This is a genomic window from Paenibacillus sp. Y568, from assembly GCF_059445545.1.
Map to the genome: position 1 here is coordinate 1 of NZ_JCAIUM010000021.1, position 19210 is coordinate 19210.

The following is a 19210-nucleotide window of genomic DNA, read 5'->3' on the forward strand; positions in this document are numbered from 1 at the left end:
TTGTTCAGTTTTCAAAGACCAATTTGTTCATTTTGTTGTTACCAGTTGTTCTCGGCGACAACTTCTATATCATATCATGTCCGGTTCGTTTATGCAAGCTTTATTTTCGTTTACGTTTCATTTAAGTTTGGCTTGCCGATTCAATAAATGTATTATTTATTGGCCGGACTAATAATATATCATGTACGAATAATGATTGCAACACTTTTTTAATGATTAAATTTTATATATTTCAATCTTCACTTTAAACAAGAATCCGGCTTAATCTCCAATAAGGAAACTAAGCCGGAACTTGTATCTATTTACTTTGATAAACCAATGACTGAGTCGTTCTTATTTTTCCTTTTGTGTACGCATATGAGGGAAAAGAAGAACGTCACGAATAGATGCTGAATTGGTAAGTAACATTACTAATCGATCTATACCAATACCAAGTCCACCTGTTGGTGGCATACCATATTCCAGTGCACGGATAAAGTCATCATCCATTTCATGTGCTTCATCATTACCTTGTTCACGTTCCACCAGTTGCGATTCAAAACGTTGACGTTGATCAATCGGATCATTCAACTCCGTAAATGCATTCGCATGTTCTCTTGCAACAACAAATAACTCAAACCGATCTGTAAAGCGTGGATCTTCTTCGTTACGCTTCGCAAGCGGCGAGATCTCTACAGGATGTCCAGTAATAAATGTTGGTTGAATTAAAGTCTCTTCTACGAACTGTTCAAAGAAAGCATTTAAGATATGACCAAACTTATTATGTGCTTCCACAGGAACCTTGTGTTCTTTTGCCAAATTACGTGCTTCTTCATCTGTCATATGAACACTAAAGTCTACACCCGTTACTTCCTTGACAGCATCAACCATAGATACTCGACGCCATGATGGTGTTAAATCGACTTCTACACCTTGATAGTCAATAACTGTTGTACCCAGAACTTCTTTAGCTATATGAGCGACCATTGTTTCAGTCAAATTCATGATATCTTTATAGTCCGCATAAGCCTCATACAGTTCTATCATCGTAAATTCCGGATTGTGACGAGTCGAAATACCTTCATTTCGATACACACGTCCAATTTCGTACACCTTTTCAAGTCCACCAACGATTAGACGTTTCAAGTGAAGCTCTATTGCAATACGCATATATAGATCCATATCAAGTGCATTGTGATGTGTTGTAAAAGGTTTCGCAGCAGCACCACCAGCGATGGAGTGCAATGTAGGTGTCTCCACTTCCAAATATCCGAGTGAATCTAAGTAACGACGCATGGATTGAATAATTTTTGAACGCATTATGAATGTCTGTTGTACTTCTGGATTAATCATCAGATCAACATAACGTTGACGGTAACGAAGCTCAACATCCTTAAGACCATGGTATTTATCAGGTAGTGGGTAAAGTGACTTAGAAAGAATCTCTACATCATCAACTTTGATTGTTGTTTCTCCAGTCTTTGTTTTAAACATAAGACCTGTTACACCAATAATGTCTCCTAGATCAAGTAAGCGGAATGCGCTAAATTTCACTTCAGGAACAGAATCCTGACGCACATATATTTGTATTTTTCCACTTAGGTCCTGAATTTGAGCAAAAATAGCCTTACCCATGCCACGTTTAGCCATAATACGGCCTGCAACACTAACCGGAACTGCCATTTCTTCTAATTCATCATGAGTAAACGGATCATACTTTGATACAAGTTCGCCTGCATTATGTGTTCTGTCGTATTTTTTACCAAATGGATCTATACCCATTCCGCGTAGCTCGTCCAATTTGTTGCGACGAATCTGTAGCAATTCACTGAGTTCGTTCTCCTGATTGATTATCTCTTCCGACATGCAACTTCATCTCCTTAGTATCCCTTGCGATTTAACCATTGTGCTTCTTAACTACTTAACTTATCAAAGGTATGTCATCTGTCATTTATATATATTCAAGAGAAACACCATCACCAGCCTTATAAGGCGGTGGTATCTGCTCTGTGAGAAATATAGTTAAAAAGGGTGAAACTTACATCTTACTTATATCTTTAAAAAAGGCTTCCCATTAGGAAGCCTTTTAAACAATCTTCACTCATTATACCTTACTTTTTAATATCAATAATCTTATATTGAATAACACCTGCTGGAACAGTAACATCAACAATGGCACCCCGTTGTTTACCAAGAATGGCTTTACCTACCGGGCTTTCATTCGATATTTTGTTGTTTAGCGGATCAGACTCAGCTGTACCTACAATTAGGTACTCCACTGTATCTCCAAACTCTACATCTTCTACAGTCACCGTAGCACCTACACCTACAGAGTCCGTATTAATGTCGTCATTGTTAATAATGCGAGCATTACGTAACAACTTCTCAAGAGTAATAACGCGCCCTTCAATAAAAGCTTGTTCATTCTTGGCATCTTCATATTCGGAGTTCTCGCTAATATCGCCATAACCAATGGCAACTTTTATCCGTTCCGCAACCTCACGGCGTTTCACGGATTTGAGATGCTCCAGCTCATCCTCTAACTTCTTGAGACCTTCTTGTGTAAGAATGACTTCTTTATCGCCCATTAACCGATTCTCCTGTCATGTGAATAATTTAGAAAGATTACCTATACTTATGAAAACCACTATATGCAAATCTTGAGGAATCAGAACAATCCTCTGCTGTCGAGATTAACCATTGAGTCGAATTTATACTGAAAAAGTATATGGTAACCATTTCAAAAAGTCAATGCAGTTCCCTCGCATGCTATTTCCAATTACTGAACAGAAGCTATCACAGCAGATAAATCGTCATTTGTCTCTTCTTCTTTATCCAATCCTGCGACGAAATCTTCAAGAATTTTCACCATTTCATCTCGTCTGGTCTCTTCCATGATTTCGTCTTTAATTCGAGCAGAACCTCTTAAGCCCTTCAAATACCATGCTAGGTGTTTACGCATTTCACGAACAGCTATGTGCTCACCTCTCATTGCAACCAAGCGATCCATGTGAAGGATAGCAATTTTAATTTTCTCTTCAGCACTTGGATCCGCAACAAGTTCTCCTGTCTGCAAATACTGAATCGTACGGTATAACATCCAAGGATTACCTAGCGCCCCTCGACCAATCATAACGCCATCGCATCCAGTCAACTCCAACATCCGACGCGCATCCTCGGGTGTAACAACATCCCCGTTACCAATAACAGGTATGCCAACAGATTGTTTGACTTCTTTAATAATATTCCAGTCTGCTTGACCCGTATAAAGTTGTTCTCTTGTTCTACCATGCACACTAACTGCTTTGCCACCAGCACGTTCGACCGCCTTGGCATTCTCTATAGCGTAGATATGATCACTATCCCAACCTGTACGCATCTTTACAGTGACAGGCTTGTCTACAGCATCTACAACAGCAGACACCATTTCATAAATTTTATTCGGATCAAGAAGCCAACGAGCGCCTGCATCAACTTTGGTCACTTTCGGAGCAGGACACCCCATATTAATATCAATGATATCAGCGTTTGTCTCACGATCTACAACTTTGGCTGCTTCAATAAGAGAGTTCCGGTCTCCCCCAAATATCTGTAAACTTAGTGGCTTCTCACGTTCATCAACAAAAAGCATTTCTTGCGTACGTTTATTACCATGGACGATAGCTTTACCACTGACCATTTCTGCACACACCAAGCCCGCTCCAAACTCCTTCGCAATCAAACGAAATGCGGGGTTACATACACCCGCCATAGGAGCAAGCACGACTTGGTTCTTCATTTCAATATCGCCTATCTTAAGCATGTGATAATCACCTCCAAGTTTTTATTAGCGCTACTTCCTTGATGTACTTCGATAAAAACTAGCAGCGAAAGCATAATCTTAAGTTTTTATTAGCGCTACTTCCTTGATGCACTTCGATAAAAACCAGCATCGAAAGCATATTCTTAAGTTTTTATAGCACCCATTCTTAATTTCATATAATTATTTCTTATCTAATAAGATATATTCATTAGCTCAGGAATTGAAATTTCCAATACCTCTGCAATTTTATTTAAAATTTGATCTTCTACGTGACGATTACCTCGTTCAATTTCTCCTAAAACGGCAAGTGATATCCCCATCTTAGAAGCTAGTTCTTGTTGGGTATATCCCTTTAGTTTTCTGAAAGCTCGGATTCGGGCTGCCAGTTGCAAGTTCTCCATTGTTGTATCCCTTCCTTTCCGGTCAGTCTCTCAAGTGCTGTCTTAATTACAATATATAAACCAGAATTTTCATCACAGGGTACAATATCATGCATAGGAACAAGGACAAATGCTCGATCCTCCATCCGAGGGTGAGGCAGAATGAGCTCTAGCGTATTCTCAATCTTCCCTTCCATCCATAGAAGATCCAAATCTACCGTACGTGGTCCCCAATGAATATGACGCACGCGGCCAAGTTCTTGTTCAATCCCCTGCATGACTTTCAGAAGAACGTGAGGAGCTAGATCTGTGCTTACAGCTACCACCATATTAAGAAAGTAAGGTTGGTCTATATAGCCAACAGGCTCTGTCTCATATAGATCTGAACATCGGAGTACATGAATCTGTGGATGTGCATGAAGACGAGTTATAGCCTCCAGCAAGGTTCCTTCACGGTCACCTAAATTAGCCCCTAATGCAATATAAGCCTCTGATGACTCAGAGGTGGAATGTAACTTCATCATTAACTCTCACTTTCTTGTTCTGAACAGCTCCACCGTAACCCCTTGAAAATGGATGTCAAATGGGGGATGCGGTTTGGTCACTTTGACCGTTAAGGCATTGATACTAGTATAAGTGTCTAATAACGAGTATGCAATATTTTCTCCTAAAGCTTCGATTAATTGGAACGATTTGGTCTCTACGATATCTTTTACAAGATAATGAATCTCTGCGTAATTTACGGTTTTTGTTAAATCGTCTTGTTCTCCCGCATCCCGGAGGTCCATTTGCAGTTCTAGATCAATATAGTAACGTTGCCCGAGTTTTCTTTCTTCTTCAAAAACACCATGATATCCGTAATACTCCATGCGGTGTAATACCATTTTATCCATTTTTCATTACCACCTATCTACATACACGCTATTTTTAAAACCACATTATTCTCTACGAATGGATCCATATACCATCGCATCGCACATCTGAACTGTTCTCTTTATAGAAGATACATCATGAACTCTTACAATTTGACAGCCTTGTGCAATACCGAAGGCTACCGTTGCTGCTGTTCCTTCAATGACATCATCTACAGGTAGATTCAATGCCGTCCGAATAAATTTCTTGCGAGAGGTAGCGAGTAACACTGGATATCCTAGTTGAACTAGCGCATCAAGCTCTACCATTACGCGCATGTTCTCAACGTAATCTTTTGCAAAACCAATACCAGGATCCAGAATGATATTTTCCCTTTTCACACCTGCTTGAAGCGCTAATTGAACACTTTCTTGCAAATCCTCAATCATGTTGTCAATAAGACTGTTATAGTTTCGATCATGGCGGTTATGCATCAGAATAATAGGAACCGAAAGTTCTGCCGCTGTAGATAACATTTGAGGATCGCCAATCCCCCTCCAAATATCGTTAATAAAATGGGCTCCAGCCTTAATAGCTTGGCGTGCTACTTCTGCTTTGTACGTATCTATGGAGAGAGGGATGTGGGGAGCTACGCGATGAATAGCTTCAATGACAGGGATAACCCGAGCCAATTCTTCTTCCATACCAACTTGTTCAAAACCAGGTCGCGTCGATTCCCCACCAATATCAATGATATCCGCGCCGTCCTCTATCATTTGAAGGGCATGTTGCGCAGCTAGCTCCGTATCTGTAAATTGGCCACCATCAGAGAAGGAATCCGGTGTGACATTTAATATACCCATAATAAGGGTGGAATGGCCCAGACTTAACTCCATTTCCCCTTGAGTATAAGTACGTTCATGAATTGTTATAATCATTTGGTAATGCCTGCTTTCTCTCGATATAATTGCAACAGTCTAGTTGTTATGGGTCCAGCGGTACCCTTTCCTACTGTAATGCAAGAGCCATCCTCCAATAGAAGTGTAGTTATAGGTATTAGCTCCTGAATAGAGCTAGTCATCCATACTTCCTCGGCCTTCACCAAATCTGCCCAAGTATACCAGCCTTCTTCACAGGGCAGACCTTGTTCAATGGAGAGTTCCATTACAAGTCCTCTAGTAATTCCAGGTAAAATGCCCGTATTCACATGAGGTGTGTAGATGGATCCCTTTTGAACGAAGAATAGGTTACTCACAATCCCCTCAGCAACATAATCCTGTCCATCCAGCATGAGCCCCTCAGCCTGATTTCTTGATGCTTTAGGGTAGGACATTAGCTCCCGCTTCGCTAAAATATTATTCATGTAGTGTAGCGACTTAAATCGGACGGTTCCCTCAGGGGTATTACGACGTGTGTATAATCTTTGTAATCCTTTGCCGTTCTGATAAAGGTCAGAATTCACTTGGGGTAGTTCTTTTACGATAAGAAAGTGATTTGGACTGAGATAATCTGTGGTAGGTAACCCCAGTACATTTTCACCCGCACTAACCGTATATCGAATATAAGCCTCGGCTAATCCATTAGCCACCATAACATTGGTTATCCATGTAGAGGTAGCCTCTAGATCGATCTCATATTGTATTCCTAGCGCCAAACAACCTTCAGCAAGCCTTTTAAGATGTTTGTCCAACAAAAAGGGTACACCCTTGTAGGTGCGAAAGGTCTCGAACAGTCCCATCCCATACAGAAATCCATGGTCCATGACTGATACCCGCGCGTTCGGCTCATCTACAACACCAAAATTTAATCCTATATAGTTCATATTTTTTTTAGTTGAGATTGCTTCAAAAAGTTCCGTAACATCTGATGTCCATGATCGGTAATGATAGATTCGGGATGGAATTGCACACCTTCGATTGGATAATCCTTGTGACGAAGTCCCATGATTTCTCCTTCTTCCGTCTCAGCCGTAATCTCCAAACACTCCGGTAAGCTCTCCCGCTCTACTAGCAATGAATGGTATCTAGTTGCCGTGAACGGTGAGGGTAGCCCTTCAAAGACGGAAGTTCCGTGATGATGAATCGGAGATGTTTTACCATGCATTAGACGTTCTGCACGTATAACCTTCCCTCCAAAAGCTTGACCAATCGCTTGATGTCCCAAACATACGCCAAAGATTGGAATGATCCCCTTGAATGTGGTTATAACTTCAAGACTAATTCCTGCTTCATTTGGTGTACAAGGCCCTGGAGAGATCAAGATATGATCTGGTGTAAGTTCCTTAATCCCTGAAATATCGATCTCATCATTGCGATATACCTTTACTTCCTCACCTAATTCACCTAAATACTGAACCAAGTTATACGTAAAAGAATCATAGTTATCGAGTACTAATATCATAAGAACATCCCCCTCGTACGCTGCTATATAAACTGAACTACAGAAGTGCTGACAACCGCTCTCCGAACCAACGTGACAACAATGCTCTCTCTAGTTCATTCTATCTACTTACGGCTGCTTCTTCTTCGCTGCATAACACTGCCTTTATCATTGCCTTAGCTTTATTATGGCACTCGCGATATTCACGATAAGGATCAGAGTCAACGACAATACCTGCTCCTGCTTGAATATATCCTTTGCCGTCCAGCACAGCCAATGTTCGTATAATAATATTTAATTCCATATTACCATTATAGTCAATCCAGCCCATAGACCCCGTATAGGGACCCCTACGAACAGGCTCAAGTTCATCAATAATTTCCATCGTTCTAATCTTTGGAGCGCCCGTAATTGTTCCTCCCGGGAAAAGAGCTGTAATGACCTCATATGTACTTTTTCCAGGCCTCAAGCTGCCTTCTACTTGGGACACAAGGTGCATCACATGTGAATAGTATTCGATTGTCATAAGTTCAGGAACGTGTACTGAACCATAGGCTGCTATGCGGCCAATATCATTTCGTTCCAGATCGACTAGCATGATATGCTCTGCACGTTCTTTCTCGTTCATGTAGAGTTCAGCTGCCATCGCTGCATCTTCTTCTATGGTATTGCCTCTACGTCTTGTACCTGCGATTGGACGAGCACTCACTTGATCACCATGCACCTTTACCAACAGTTCAGGGGACCCACTAACCAAAGAGAATCCCGGTGATCTTAGTAATCCCATATAAGGAGAAGGATTTAATATGCGTAGCCACTCATATATTTGTTCAGGTGAAGAATGTAACTCTTTCTCTTGTCGAAGGGATAGATTGACTTGGAATACGTCTCCTTGTCTAATATATTCTTGAATTTTCAGCACGGCTTGCTCAAAAGACTCTTGCGAAAAATGTGCTGTCATTCCTGGCCTCTGCCCTGGAGAGGAAGCTTTCGCTATCTGCACCCGCTCTTGCTCTTCAAACTTATCCAATTCACGTAAACGGTTATTGCGCTCCGCCTCCCCGTCTGTACTCATGGAGATCCATAACTCCATCATTCCAGCGGCTCTTGCTACAGCATCCTTGTATAACGAGTCTAATGTATTAGCGCTCTTCTCATCTATCGGCATATGAACTGCACAGTATACAACCTGATCCTTATTATCATATATCCATACTTCTTCCATTCTCATCCACATGTAATCAGGAAATGTAGGCTCATCCTCTGCCGATAATGGAAGCTTCTCTAAAGAACGTACAACATCGTATCCCAGAAACCCACAGCATCCCCCCAAGAAAGGCGGATAATCCCCATTAGCCATTTGAGGTGAACGATAAGGTGCCATCCATTGCTCTAATACTTGTAAAGGAGCGCCCTCCATCGTATCTATCACACCAGAAGGGGAATGAACTACGCTCGCTTCGTTCCCTTTTCCCGTAATAACAGATACAGGATGAAGGCCTAAGTACGTATAACGCCCACTCTTACCACTCTCAAGAACTACAGCATACGGTGAAGCAGCCTCCCACGCCTGTGTCCATGAAGGAGGCAATACCCCACTCTTCATCCGTACAAGATAAGGAAGTACACTCCACCCTTCTGTTAACCATTGTTCCCACTGTGCAAGTGAAGTTAACACGTGTTTTGTCACCTTATCCCTCCTAAAGGTCTTTTTATAGCGTTACTTCTTGTCTATTCTTCGTAAAAAGACTTGCATCGGAATCATCATCTTAGTCTTTTTATAGCGTTACCTACTACTTATTCTTCGTAAAAAGACTTGCTTCGGAAGCATCATCTTATTTTATAATACCATCATTACCGCGGTACTCTACTAATGGAATGTTAACTGCTTGTCAGTATACTTTAGTTATAGCTAGTTTGAAAAGAAATTTTGGTCACATGTTACAAGCAGAATCGGTGATTATGAATGGAAACTATAAATCTTTGTATTTCAAAAGACCCCATTGTCCTTAACAGCACAATAGGGTCTCACATTGAGTTTATTCAATTAGATTATACGATTATCCCTCGAAATTATACAATGGTGTGCTAAGGTATCGTTCACCGTTACTAGGAATAATAACAACAATGCGCTTACCCTTACCTAGTTGTTTAGCTACTTTAAGAGCAGCAGATACAGCGGCACCCGAGGAAATTCCAGATAGAATCCCTTCTTCTGTCGCAACCCGACGTGCTACTTCAAACGCTTCGTCGTTCTCAACGTGAATGATTTCATCATAGATATCTCGGTTCAGAATTTCAGGAATGAAGTTAGCTCCTAATCCCTGAATCTTATGAGGACCTGGTTTACCGCCCGCTAAGATTGGCGAAGCAGCAGGTTCTACAGCATAGATTTTAATGTCTGGATATTGTTTTTTCAACACTTCACCAGCACCAGAGATTGTTCCACCCGTACCAATTCCAGCAATAAATGCATCTAACGTACCACCGATCGACTCAATCGCTTCAACGATTTCAGGCCCTGTCGTTTCACGGTGAATTTTCACATTCGCTTGATTCTTGAATTGCTCTGCCATGAAATACCCAGGGTTTTCTCTTACAATGGTTTCAGCTTTTGTTACAGCTCCATTCATACCTTCCGAACCTGGAGTCAGAACAAGCTCAGCGCCATATGCGCGCAATAAATTGCGACGCTCCAAACTCATAGTCTCTGGCATAACGATAACTGCCTTGTACCCCTTAGCAGCAGCAACCATTGCTAACCCAATTCCAGTATTCCCACTAGTTGCTTCTACAATCGTTCCACCCGGTTTAAGAGTTCCATCTTTCTCAGCTTCTTCAACGATACTGATCGCAATACGATCTTTAACACTTGATCCTGGGTTCTGGTACTCAAGTTTAAGATAGATTTCTGCGCTATCATCAGAAACTAGACGGTTCAAACGGACAAGCGGTGTTTCTCCAATTAAATCAGTTACACTATTAACGACCTTTGCCATGAATAAAGACCTCCTAGAATAATGGTTAACTATACTAATAATATGCTAAATATAATTCATCTAGTTGTATGATAAGGAAACCGTGACGGATAGCCTAACCATCATTGTCTATGTTTCCCGATATATCCGAGTGTTTCAGTTGGTTTTTGTATTCCCATCTTATCAAAACTCTACATCCCTTGTCAATATCGAGCAACCAAAAAAAGGATACTTCGCTGGCAACATCCACAAGCCATTTATCAAAGTATCCCCATGTTACCCGCAATTTTATTGACACATTATAGACCACTAGTAGCCACTATTCTAACATCGTATTTATCTCTAAGTATCTTCTCTAACTCGGTAAGTGGCGCGGCTTCATTTAATGCAAGCAATTTATGGATAGATTTACGAATGGTAGCTGTATCCTCTTGTTCTCCCTCAATAATGTCTGTTAGTTGGATCACAACGTAATCTTCGTCCCAACGGAAGGGCCCAGCGATATCATTAATTTGAAGTGCATCCACTGCATCCAGCATTTCCTGAGGTAAGAAGGGATCATCCGATTCTACTGTTCCAATCCTTCCGCCCTTATTACGACTACTTTCATCTGTTGAATATTCACTTGCCACTTCTGTGAAATCGGAGCCTTGTTCGAGCTGATTCAATACATCCTCAGCTTTTCCTTGGCTGGAAACCTTAATAGCCGAAAGTTGGAACTGTTTACGAGGCTCAAATTGATCCTTGTTCTCTTCGAAATAGCTATCAATCTGCTCCTCTGAGATATCAATACCAGAGATGGCAATTTGCTCTAAGGTTAATTTATATTTCATCTCGGACTCCACATCTTCAGGTGAAAGGCCTAATTGTGTCTCCATCTCATGATAATAAGCTTCTTCGGAGTCGTATCCCCTCATATCTTTCTTTACTTGAGTAGTGACCTCTTCGGATGAGATATAAATACCTAATTTTTCTGCTTCCTCAAATACCGCTTTACGGTTTAATAAATGAATAAGTACTTCCTGCCCGTACTTTTGCTTCAATTCTTGTTCCCATTCGCCATTGAGAATCGGCTCATTATTAAAATAGGCTACCGCTATGTCTCCTACTTCCATTGAGTGATTCTGATCTATGGGTCCAAGACCACGAAGTAGAATGAGACAAATCGTGGAAAGGAGCATAATGACTAATATGGCATTGGCAATCCAAAGCGTCCTTTCCCTTCTCCTAATCTTCATCATCCATACCGTTAATTCAAGGTCTGTTTCAGAATTTGTTGAAGTTCCACTTTGTCGAAAGAGTACGCTTCATTACAGAAATGACATACGACCTCTGCCTGACCATCTTCCTCAATGATTTGTTCGATTTCAGATTGACCTAGACTAATAAGTGTCTTTTCAACCCGTTCCTTTGAACATTGACAGTGAAAGTGAAGATCCATTTCATCTAATACTTCCGCATCTGGTAGCAGCCGGTGAAGCATTTCCTCCAAGTCCATCCCTTGATCCATTAATGATGTGATTGGGGGAAGACCACTAACCGCTTTGTCAATAGCTGTAATCTCATCATCAGTTAATCCCGGCATGAGCTGAATGATGAATCCACCTGCTTCCATAACCGCATTATCTGTTCCTACTAGTACGCCTAAACCTACTGCCGAAGGTGTCTGTTCTGAAACTGCGAAATAATAGGTTATATCTTCAGCAATCTCACCCGAAATAATCGGAGTACTACCTGTATAGATATCTTTTAACCCCTGATCCTTAGCCACATTCACAAAACCTGTACGTCCCACAGCTCCTGCAACGTCCAGTTTACCTAGACTATTACTTGGTAAATGAACATGTGGATTCGTTACGTACCCACTGACCTCTCCTCGTGCATTAGCTTCTGCAACAACTTGACCGATCGGGCCATCACCCTTGATTTGAACATTTATTTTTTCTTTACCTTTAAGCATGGCACCCATCATAGCTGCCGCTGTCAGTGTCCGACCCATTGCTGCTGTAGCCGTTGGCCATGTATCGTGTCTTTGACGAAGCTCTTCTACTAGACTTGTTGTGCGCACCACTAAGGCACGCACATGGCCATTCATGGCTGTGCCTCGGATTAATCTGTCTTTTTTGTGATCCATGTTCTTATGGCCTCCTGTCTGTGTTTTGTTGCTAAATCATAAATATATATTATTTCTTACCCACTTATAAGCCTGTTATTGATTACGTTCGTAAATTAAACGAAGGCCCTCGAGCGTAAGCATAGAATTGATCTCCTGGATACATCTCGTCTCGCTTGCGATTAACTCAGCTAATCCGCCTGTTGCAACGACCTTCAGATCCGGAGCTTCCATCTCCAATTTGATACGTTCAACAATACCATCCACTTGGCCGGCATATCCAAAAATAATCCCTGCCTGCATAGCATGAATGGTGTTACGACCGATGACCTTCTTAGGCTTCTCTAATTCAATTCGTGGCAGTTTAGATGCTCGTTGATATAAGGCTTCCGTTGCTATCCCTATACCAGGGACAATGGCTCCCCCAAGATAGTTACCCTTATCATCAATACAGTCAAATGTTGTAGCTGTACCGAAATCAACAACCACTAACGGACCTTTATATTGATTTACAGCAGCCACAGCGTTAACGATCCGATCGGCGCCGATTTCACGCGGATTCTCGTAACGTAAATTCAACCCAGTCTTAATGCCAGGCCCAACCACTAATGGCGTTTTATGAAGGAATTTCTGACACATTTCTTCAAAAACATTAACTAGAGGTGGAACGACAGACGATATGATAACACCCTCAATATCCTTGACAGAAATATCAGACATCCGAAATAAATTAAAGATCATGACTCCGTACTCATCTATTGTAGATTGGCGAGTAGTACTAAGTCGGAAGTGATAAGCCAGTTCACGATTCTGATAAATCCCTAATACGATATTGGTATTTCCTATGTCTACAACAAGAATCATGAAATCTGGCCCTCCTTCTTAGCATTCAGATCTAAACTAATATCTAGGCTTTCAAAAGAATAGGTAAGCTGTCCGACCGATATGATATCGACTCCACATTCAGCAATTCCCCTAATTGTACTTAAAGATACGTTTCCCGATGCCTCTATTTTGACATGAGGGACTTGGTCTCGGATCAATTCAACAGCCTGCTGCATGAGACTATGGCTCATATTATCAAGCATGATAATATCAGCTCCAGCCTGAATCGCTTCATTTACTTGCTCCAGATTCTCTGCCTCTACTTCAATAGTCATCGTATGTGGAATATGAGCCCGAGCGCGACTCACTGCTTGTGTAATACCACCAGCACCCTTGATATGGTTATCTTTAATCATAACTGCGTCATATAAACCGAAACGATGATTCGCACCACCACCTACTCGTACAGCGTACTTCTCAAGCATACGATGTCCAGGTGTTGTTTTACGTGTGTCTACGAGTCGTGTTGGTAACCCCTCTAGCGTATCCATAAATTGATGTGTCTTCGTTGCAATACCCGATAAACGTTGCAACAAATTAAGAGCAAGGCGCTCTCCTGTTAGGATGCTATGTGTACTTCCCTCAACGACGGCAAGCACAGTTCCCTTCGTGACAGAATCCCCCTCTTGTACGTGTGAAATAAAGGAAAGTGAAGGGTCTACTATTTTAAACACTGACTCTGATACAGGAATTCCCGCTATTATTCCGTTCTCTTTCGCATGAATAATCCCTTTAGATTCATGACCTACTGGTATTGTTGAAAGAGAAGTTATATCACCTGAACCTATATCTTCTCTTAGCCAATGGCGAATTGATTCCACCAAGTCTTCATTATATCCATTAAACATCATCACTAACTTCCTCCACTATCCCATGCTCGCGTCGCTGTAACAAATGCTTACGCCAGTTCAGATCATCTCTTTCGGGGTAATCGGACCGATAGTGCGCACCCCGGCTTTCTTTACGCGCCAAGGCTGCCTGCGTAATAAGTAACGAACACGTTAGCATATTTGCAAATTCGAATTCTTCTTTCTTAAATAACGCTGACTGAAAAACAGGTAATTGACGACGTAGATCCTCAAGTCCCTTCGTTAACAAATCTTGATCACGACGTAGACCGACATAGCGAACCATAACCTTCTGCAACTTCAATCGTCTCTCTATCATCGCTTGCATAGGAACGTCTACCCGATTATAGTCTACCACGAGTGAGCCTTCTGACCAATGTAATGGAGGAAGTTCCCGAATCCGATTCACAATCCGGCGACCAAATACGATCGCTTCTGATAACGAGTTACTTGCCAAACGATTAGCACCATGAACTCCAGTCGAGGAAGCTTCCCCACATGCAAACAATCGAGAAATGCTACTTTCTCCACTCTGATCGGTCTGAACACCACCCATCATATAATGTGCAGCTGGTGCAACAGGAATCCAATCACTTGTCATATCTAGACCATAGACCATACAAGTCTCAAAAATAGTTGGAAAACGATGCTTAATCAATTCTGACGTTTCATGTGTAATATCTAAATAGACGAAGGTAGACTTCGTCTCTTCCATTTCACTAACAATGGCCCGGGCAACGATATCTCTGGGTGCAAGCTCAAGCATTTCATGGTATTTGCTCATGAAACGTTCGCCTTTAATATTACGCAGTATAGCCCCTTCTCCACGTACAGCTTCCGATATTAAAAATCGAGGAGCTCCCGGGTAACAAAGAGACGTTGGATGAAACTGAAGAAACTCCATGTCCCTAATCTTAGCTCCTGCACGATAGGCCATAGCAACTCCATCAGCTGTCGCCACATCCGGATTAGTCGTATACCGATACAGTTGACCTGTTCCTCCAGAACAAAGAATCGTGGCTTCACCTTGTACAAAAATACGTTGTCCTCTTGGACCTTGTACTAGCACACCAATACATACATTCTCTTCTGTAAGAATATCCAGTACGAAATGATTGTCCCATACTTCAATATTATCATTTTCGATAACTTGCTCGGATAGTGCCCTAACAATCTCGAACCCAGTCGCATCCCCATTAGCATGTAGTATACGTCGGTGACTATGTGCACCTTCCTGTGTAAGGGCTAATTCTCCATTATCCTCATCAAATGCCGTTCCTAAACGAATAAGTTCCTTAACTCCCAAGGGTCCTTCATTCACAAGTATATCCACTGCAGCAGAAGAACAAAGACCAGCCCCCGCTAGCAGAGTATCCTGCCGGTGGAAGGCTGGTGAATCATCCTCTGATATAACAGCAGCAATTCCCCCTTGGGCATAACGGGTGTTACTTTCAAGTAAAGCACTCTTGGTAATCATTAATACTTGACGATCCTTACCAACGTTAATGGCTGTAAATAATCCGGCAATACCCGAACCAATGACGATAACATCTGTCTTTACTTTTGGAAGAGCATCAAGATCGAAATCTACTAAATACCGTGGAATCATAACCTTGTTCACCTATCTTAAGAGAAAGAGTAGCGCATGCTACTGGACCTGTAACATGCGCTCTAGGGAAATACGTGCTTTATCGGCAATAGCAGGAGGAACATAGATCTGTGGTTTCATCGTCTCCAGACATTTCACCAATTTTTTAAGATTATTAACCTTCATATTAGGACATACTAGAAATTTAGTTGCGAAATGGAATGTCTTGTCTGGACTATCCTGTCGAAGTTGGAATCCTGTTCCATCCTCGGTACCCACAATAAATTGTTTCACATCTGATTTCTTACAATACTCCAATATTGCTGTTGTGCTTCCAACAAAATCACCTAATTCAACCACTTCTGGTCGGCATTCTGGATGAACAACGAAGGGAGCGTCAGGGTATTTGGCTTTCATTTCATATACATCTTTAACGGTTAACATATCATGTGTATTACAATAACCTTCCCAGATGATCAACTTCTTGTCTGTGTGCTGTTGCACATAATGACCTAAGTTTTTATCAGGTACCCATATAATCTCATCCGAGTCAACGGATTGGATCACTCTGACCGCATTAGCTGAGGTACAACAAATATCTGTCTCCGCTTTAATCTCTGCAGAAGAATTAATATAAGTCACTACCTTAGCATTAGGGTGCTGTGCTTTCAGCTTCCGAAGACCATCCACATTGACCATATCGGCCATGGGGCAACCCGCCCGCTCATCAGGAATCAATACAGTCTTGTTAGGTGCGAGGATTTTGGCACTTTCGCCCATAAAGTGAACACCACAAAACACAATAACTTCAGCATCCGTTTGAGCTGCCTTTTGTGCTAGTAGAAATGAGTCTCCACGGAAATCTGCAACTTCTTGTATTTCATCACGCTGATAGTAATGAGCCAAAATAATAGCATTCCGTTCCTTCTTTAAACGCATAAGCTGTTCGCGTAGTTCTCTATTTTGTTCTGCTTTACGCTCAAGTGCTAGAGCTTCCACTCTTATTTCCCCCTCTATATGTACCGTAATTTATCAATCACAGTTGTCATGTCATACTAATATATTCGTATCCTTAGTGATCGAGTCCAATAAAGGATATCCTTTGCTGTTCAACAACTAATTTACACAACGATCTTCACTCTGTCAATCAACCTGAGACAGGATATAAGAAAAAGAAACCCATATAACACCGAATGTGTTATATGGGTTTCTTGTATGATAAGAAATGCCCTTATCTTATTTGTTTTCTGGAGGTGTTCCGCCTTCATTGCCTGAATCACTTGGATCGCTAGAATCAGAATCCGGTGTATTAGGGGTAGAAGTTGTGTTTGGAATATCCCCCATTGGAGTTGAATTGTTATCATCGCTCTGTGGAAGAATGCGAACCGTAACATCACCTACTGTTTCTACTTTAGCTGTTCCTTCTTCTACAGAAGTAGCAGTTGATTTAGTATCTGCAGTAACTGGGCCTTCTGTAATAGATCCTTTGTCAATCAGCTGTTTAATCTGATCAATTTCCAGAGTTTCTCTTTCCAGGAGGGTACTTGCAATTAGGTGCATTTCCTTGGAGTGTTTAATCAACAAATCCTTACAACGTTCGTAACAATAGTTAGTGAAACTTTGCATTTCTTGATCAATTTCATACGCAATGGAATCACTGTAATTCTGCTCATGTCCAATATCACGGCCAAGGAAGACCTGACCTTGAGATGTGCCGAATTGCATAGGTCCTAGCTTGTCACTCATTCCGTATTCCATAATCATGCTACGGACAATACCTGTGGCTTGTTGAAAGTCACTATATGCACCCGTACCAATTTCACCAATGAAAATTTCTTCTGCCACACGTCCAGCAAGGAGACCTGTAACTCTATCTAACAATTCATTCTTCGTAACAAGCATGCGATCTTCCTTCGGAAGCATGATGACATATCCACCCGCACGACCACGAGGAATGATGGTAACCTTATGCACCATATCCGCATGTTCTAAGAAATATCCTGCAATTGTATGACCGGCCTCATGGTAAGCAACGATTCGTTTCTCGCGCTCACTAATGACACGACTACGTTTCTCTGTACCTACAATAACACGATCAATCGCTTCATCTACTTCGCTCATCGAGATGTCCTTACGATTACGACGGGCTGCAATCAACGCCGATTCATTAAGGAGATTTTCTAAGTCAGCTCCTGTAAATCCAGTTGTACGCTTAGCTATAACATCTAATCTAACGTCGTCAGTCAATGGCTTATTACGTGCATGTACTTTCAATACAGCCTCGCGCCCCTTCACATCTGGTCGATCAACCGTAATTTGACGGTCAAAACGTCCTGGACGTAACAATGCAGGGTCTAATATATCAGCACGGTTTGTTGCAGCAATCATAATAATACCTTCATTACCACCAAAACCGTCCATTTCTACAAGCAATTGGTTGAGTGTCTGTTCACGTTCATCATGTCCGCCACCAAGACCAGCGCCACGTTGACGACCTACAGCATCAATCTCATCAATGAAAATGATACATGGAGCATTCTTCTTCGCATTCTCAAACAAATCGCGAACACGTGAAGCACCCACACCGACAAACATTTCGACAAAGTCAGAACCTGAGATACTGAAGAAGGGTACTCCCGCTTCGCCTGCAACTGCCTTGGCTAACAATGTTTTACCTGTTCCTGGAGGACCTACTAACAGTACCCCTTTAGGAATACGTGCACCAACTGCTGCGAATTTACGAGGATCTTTCAAGAAATCAACGATCTCAACAAGTTCCTGTTTCTCTTCATCAGCACCTGCAACGTCTTCAAAAGTAACTTTCTTCTTCTCTTCATTATATAATCGGGCTTTGCTCTTGCCAAAGTTCATCACTTTGCCGCCACCGCCGCCTTGCGATTGATTGAATATGAAGAAGAAGAGGACAAACATCAGAATCAACGGAATAAATGATGAAAGCAGGGTCAACCAAATGCTTTGACCTTTCATAGGCTTCACATCAAAATCAAAGCCGTTTGTCGCACTGGCTTCAGTCACTTCATCCAATGAAAAATCAGTAGCAGGAATATAAGTCGTGAAGCTATCTGACTTCTCTGCACCTGGCGCCTTCTTATATTTACCAGTCACTAGATAGGCGTAATTATCAAATTGCGCCTCCATCTCAGCAATATTATTAGCTTTAATCTGCTGGCGTAACTCGTTATATTTAGGGGCGTCAGCGGCTTCATTACTATTGCTGAGGAATTGTACAATACCCACCACGACTAAAAATAGAATCAAATAAAAACCAGAATTACGGATGAACCGATTCATCCCCTACCTCCTCTCAAGACACTTAAGTTATTTTACCATAGCCTGTCAGGCTATCTCAATAGAGGCAACTGACAAGGAGTTATGCATGATCTTA

The 19210-nt window shown here is 41.6% G+C and carries 18 protein-coding genes; all 18 read right to left on the reverse strand.

All coding sequences use genetic code 11. The annotated features are described in order from the left end of the window. Positions 1–333: 333 nt before the first annotated feature. Complete coding sequence (gene lysS, locus AC1D7X_RS22060; protein ID WP_495458397.1) at positions 334–1845, reverse strand: lysine--tRNA ligase; 1512 nt, start codon at positions 1843–1845, stop codon at positions 334–336. A 245-nt stretch (positions 1846–2090) separates the two neighbouring features. Next, positions 2091–2567 (reverse strand): transcription elongation factor GreA, encoded by a 477-nt coding sequence (gene greA, locus AC1D7X_RS22065; protein WP_495458398.1) that lies wholly within the window; start codon positions 2565–2567, stop codon positions 2091–2093. Positions 2568–2758: 191 nt separating this feature from the next. After that, positions 2759–3781 (reverse strand): tRNA dihydrouridine synthase DusB, encoded by a 1023-nt coding sequence (gene dusB, locus AC1D7X_RS22070; RefSeq protein WP_495458399.1) that lies wholly within the window; start codon positions 3779–3781, stop codon positions 2759–2761. Between the two features lie 191 nt (positions 3782–3972). Then, positions 3973–4182 (reverse strand): helix-turn-helix domain-containing protein, encoded by a 210-nt coding sequence (locus tag AC1D7X_RS22075; RefSeq protein ID WP_495458400.1) that lies wholly within the window; start codon positions 4180–4182, stop codon positions 3973–3975. Next, complete coding sequence (folK, locus tag AC1D7X_RS22080; protein ID WP_495458459.1) at positions 4134–4682, reverse strand: 2-amino-4-hydroxy-6-hydroxymethyldihydropteridine diphosphokinase; 549 nt, start codon at positions 4680–4682, stop codon at positions 4134–4136. Before folK ends, AC1D7X_RS22075 begins: the two co-directional genes overlap by 49 nt. A gap of 9 nt (positions 4683–4691) precedes the next feature. Further along, on the reverse strand, positions 4692–5054 hold the full coding sequence (gene folB / locus AC1D7X_RS22085; protein WP_495458401.1) for a dihydroneopterin aldolase: 363 nt from the start codon (positions 5052–5054) through the stop codon (positions 4692–4694). A gap of 45 nt (positions 5055–5099) precedes the next feature. Next, complete coding sequence (gene folP, locus AC1D7X_RS22090) at positions 5100–5951, reverse strand: dihydropteroate synthase (protein ID WP_495458402.1); 852 nt, start codon at positions 5949–5951, stop codon at positions 5100–5102. Continuing rightward, a complete protein-coding gene (locus AC1D7X_RS22095; protein ID WP_495458403.1) occupies positions 5948–6835 on the reverse strand; it encodes an aminotransferase class IV in 888 nt (295 codons plus the stop codon). The genes folP and AC1D7X_RS22095 overlap by 4 nt, the downstream gene beginning before the upstream one ends. Continuing rightward, positions 6832–7413 (reverse strand): aminodeoxychorismate/anthranilate synthase component II, encoded by a 582-nt coding sequence (pabA, locus tag AC1D7X_RS22100; protein ID WP_495458404.1) that lies wholly within the window; start codon positions 7411–7413, stop codon positions 6832–6834. The genes AC1D7X_RS22095 and pabA overlap by 4 nt, the downstream gene beginning before the upstream one ends. Before the next feature lie 100 nt (positions 7414–7513). Beyond that, a complete protein-coding gene (locus AC1D7X_RS22105; protein ID WP_495458405.1) occupies positions 7514–9082 on the reverse strand; it encodes an anthranilate synthase component I family protein in 1569 nt (522 codons plus the stop codon). Between the two features lie 370 nt (positions 9083–9452). Further along, a complete protein-coding gene (cysK, locus tag AC1D7X_RS22110) occupies positions 9453–10391 on the reverse strand; it encodes a cysteine synthase A (RefSeq protein WP_495458406.1) in 939 nt (312 codons plus the stop codon). A gap of 278 nt (positions 10392–10669) precedes the next feature. Next, complete coding sequence (locus AC1D7X_RS22115; protein WP_495458407.1) at positions 10670–11611, reverse strand: peptidyl-prolyl cis-trans isomerase; 942 nt, start codon at positions 11609–11611, stop codon at positions 10670–10672. Between the two features lie 8 nt (positions 11612–11619). Beyond that, positions 11620–12504 carry an Hsp33 family molecular chaperone HslO gene (hslO, locus tag AC1D7X_RS22120; protein WP_495458408.1) on the reverse strand — a complete coding sequence of 295 codons (885 nt, stop codon included), beginning with the start codon at positions 12502–12504 and terminating at the stop codon, positions 11620–11622. A 75-nt stretch (positions 12505–12579) separates the two neighbouring features. Then, positions 12580–13347, reverse strand: coding sequence for a type III pantothenate kinase (locus AC1D7X_RS22125; protein ID WP_495458409.1), 768 nt, complete (start codon positions 13345–13347; stop codon positions 12580–12582). Continuing rightward, the gene (nadC, locus tag AC1D7X_RS22130; RefSeq protein ID WP_495458410.1) at positions 13344–14219 is read right to left on the reverse strand and encodes a carboxylating nicotinate-nucleotide diphosphorylase; all 876 of its coding nucleotides are present in this window, start codon (positions 14217–14219) and stop codon (positions 13344–13346) included. Before nadC ends, AC1D7X_RS22125 begins: the two co-directional genes overlap by 4 nt. Beyond that, entirely contained in the window at positions 14209–15825 is a 1617-nt protein-coding gene (locus AC1D7X_RS22135; RefSeq protein WP_495476157.1) for an L-aspartate oxidase, read from the reverse strand. Before AC1D7X_RS22135 ends, nadC begins: the two co-directional genes overlap by 11 nt. Positions 15826–15864: 39 nt before the next feature. Next, positions 15865–16803 carry a quinolinate synthase NadA gene (nadA, locus tag AC1D7X_RS22140; RefSeq protein ID WP_495476158.1) on the reverse strand — a complete coding sequence of 313 codons (939 nt, stop codon included), beginning with the start codon at positions 16801–16803 and terminating at the stop codon, positions 15865–15867. 237 nt (positions 16804–17040) lie between these two features. Further along, positions 17041–19116, reverse strand: a complete 2076-nt coding sequence (ftsH, locus tag AC1D7X_RS22145; protein WP_495458413.1) for an ATP-dependent zinc metalloprotease FtsH — start codon at positions 19114–19116, stop codon at positions 17041–17043. Positions 19117–19210: the final 94 nt, after the last annotated feature.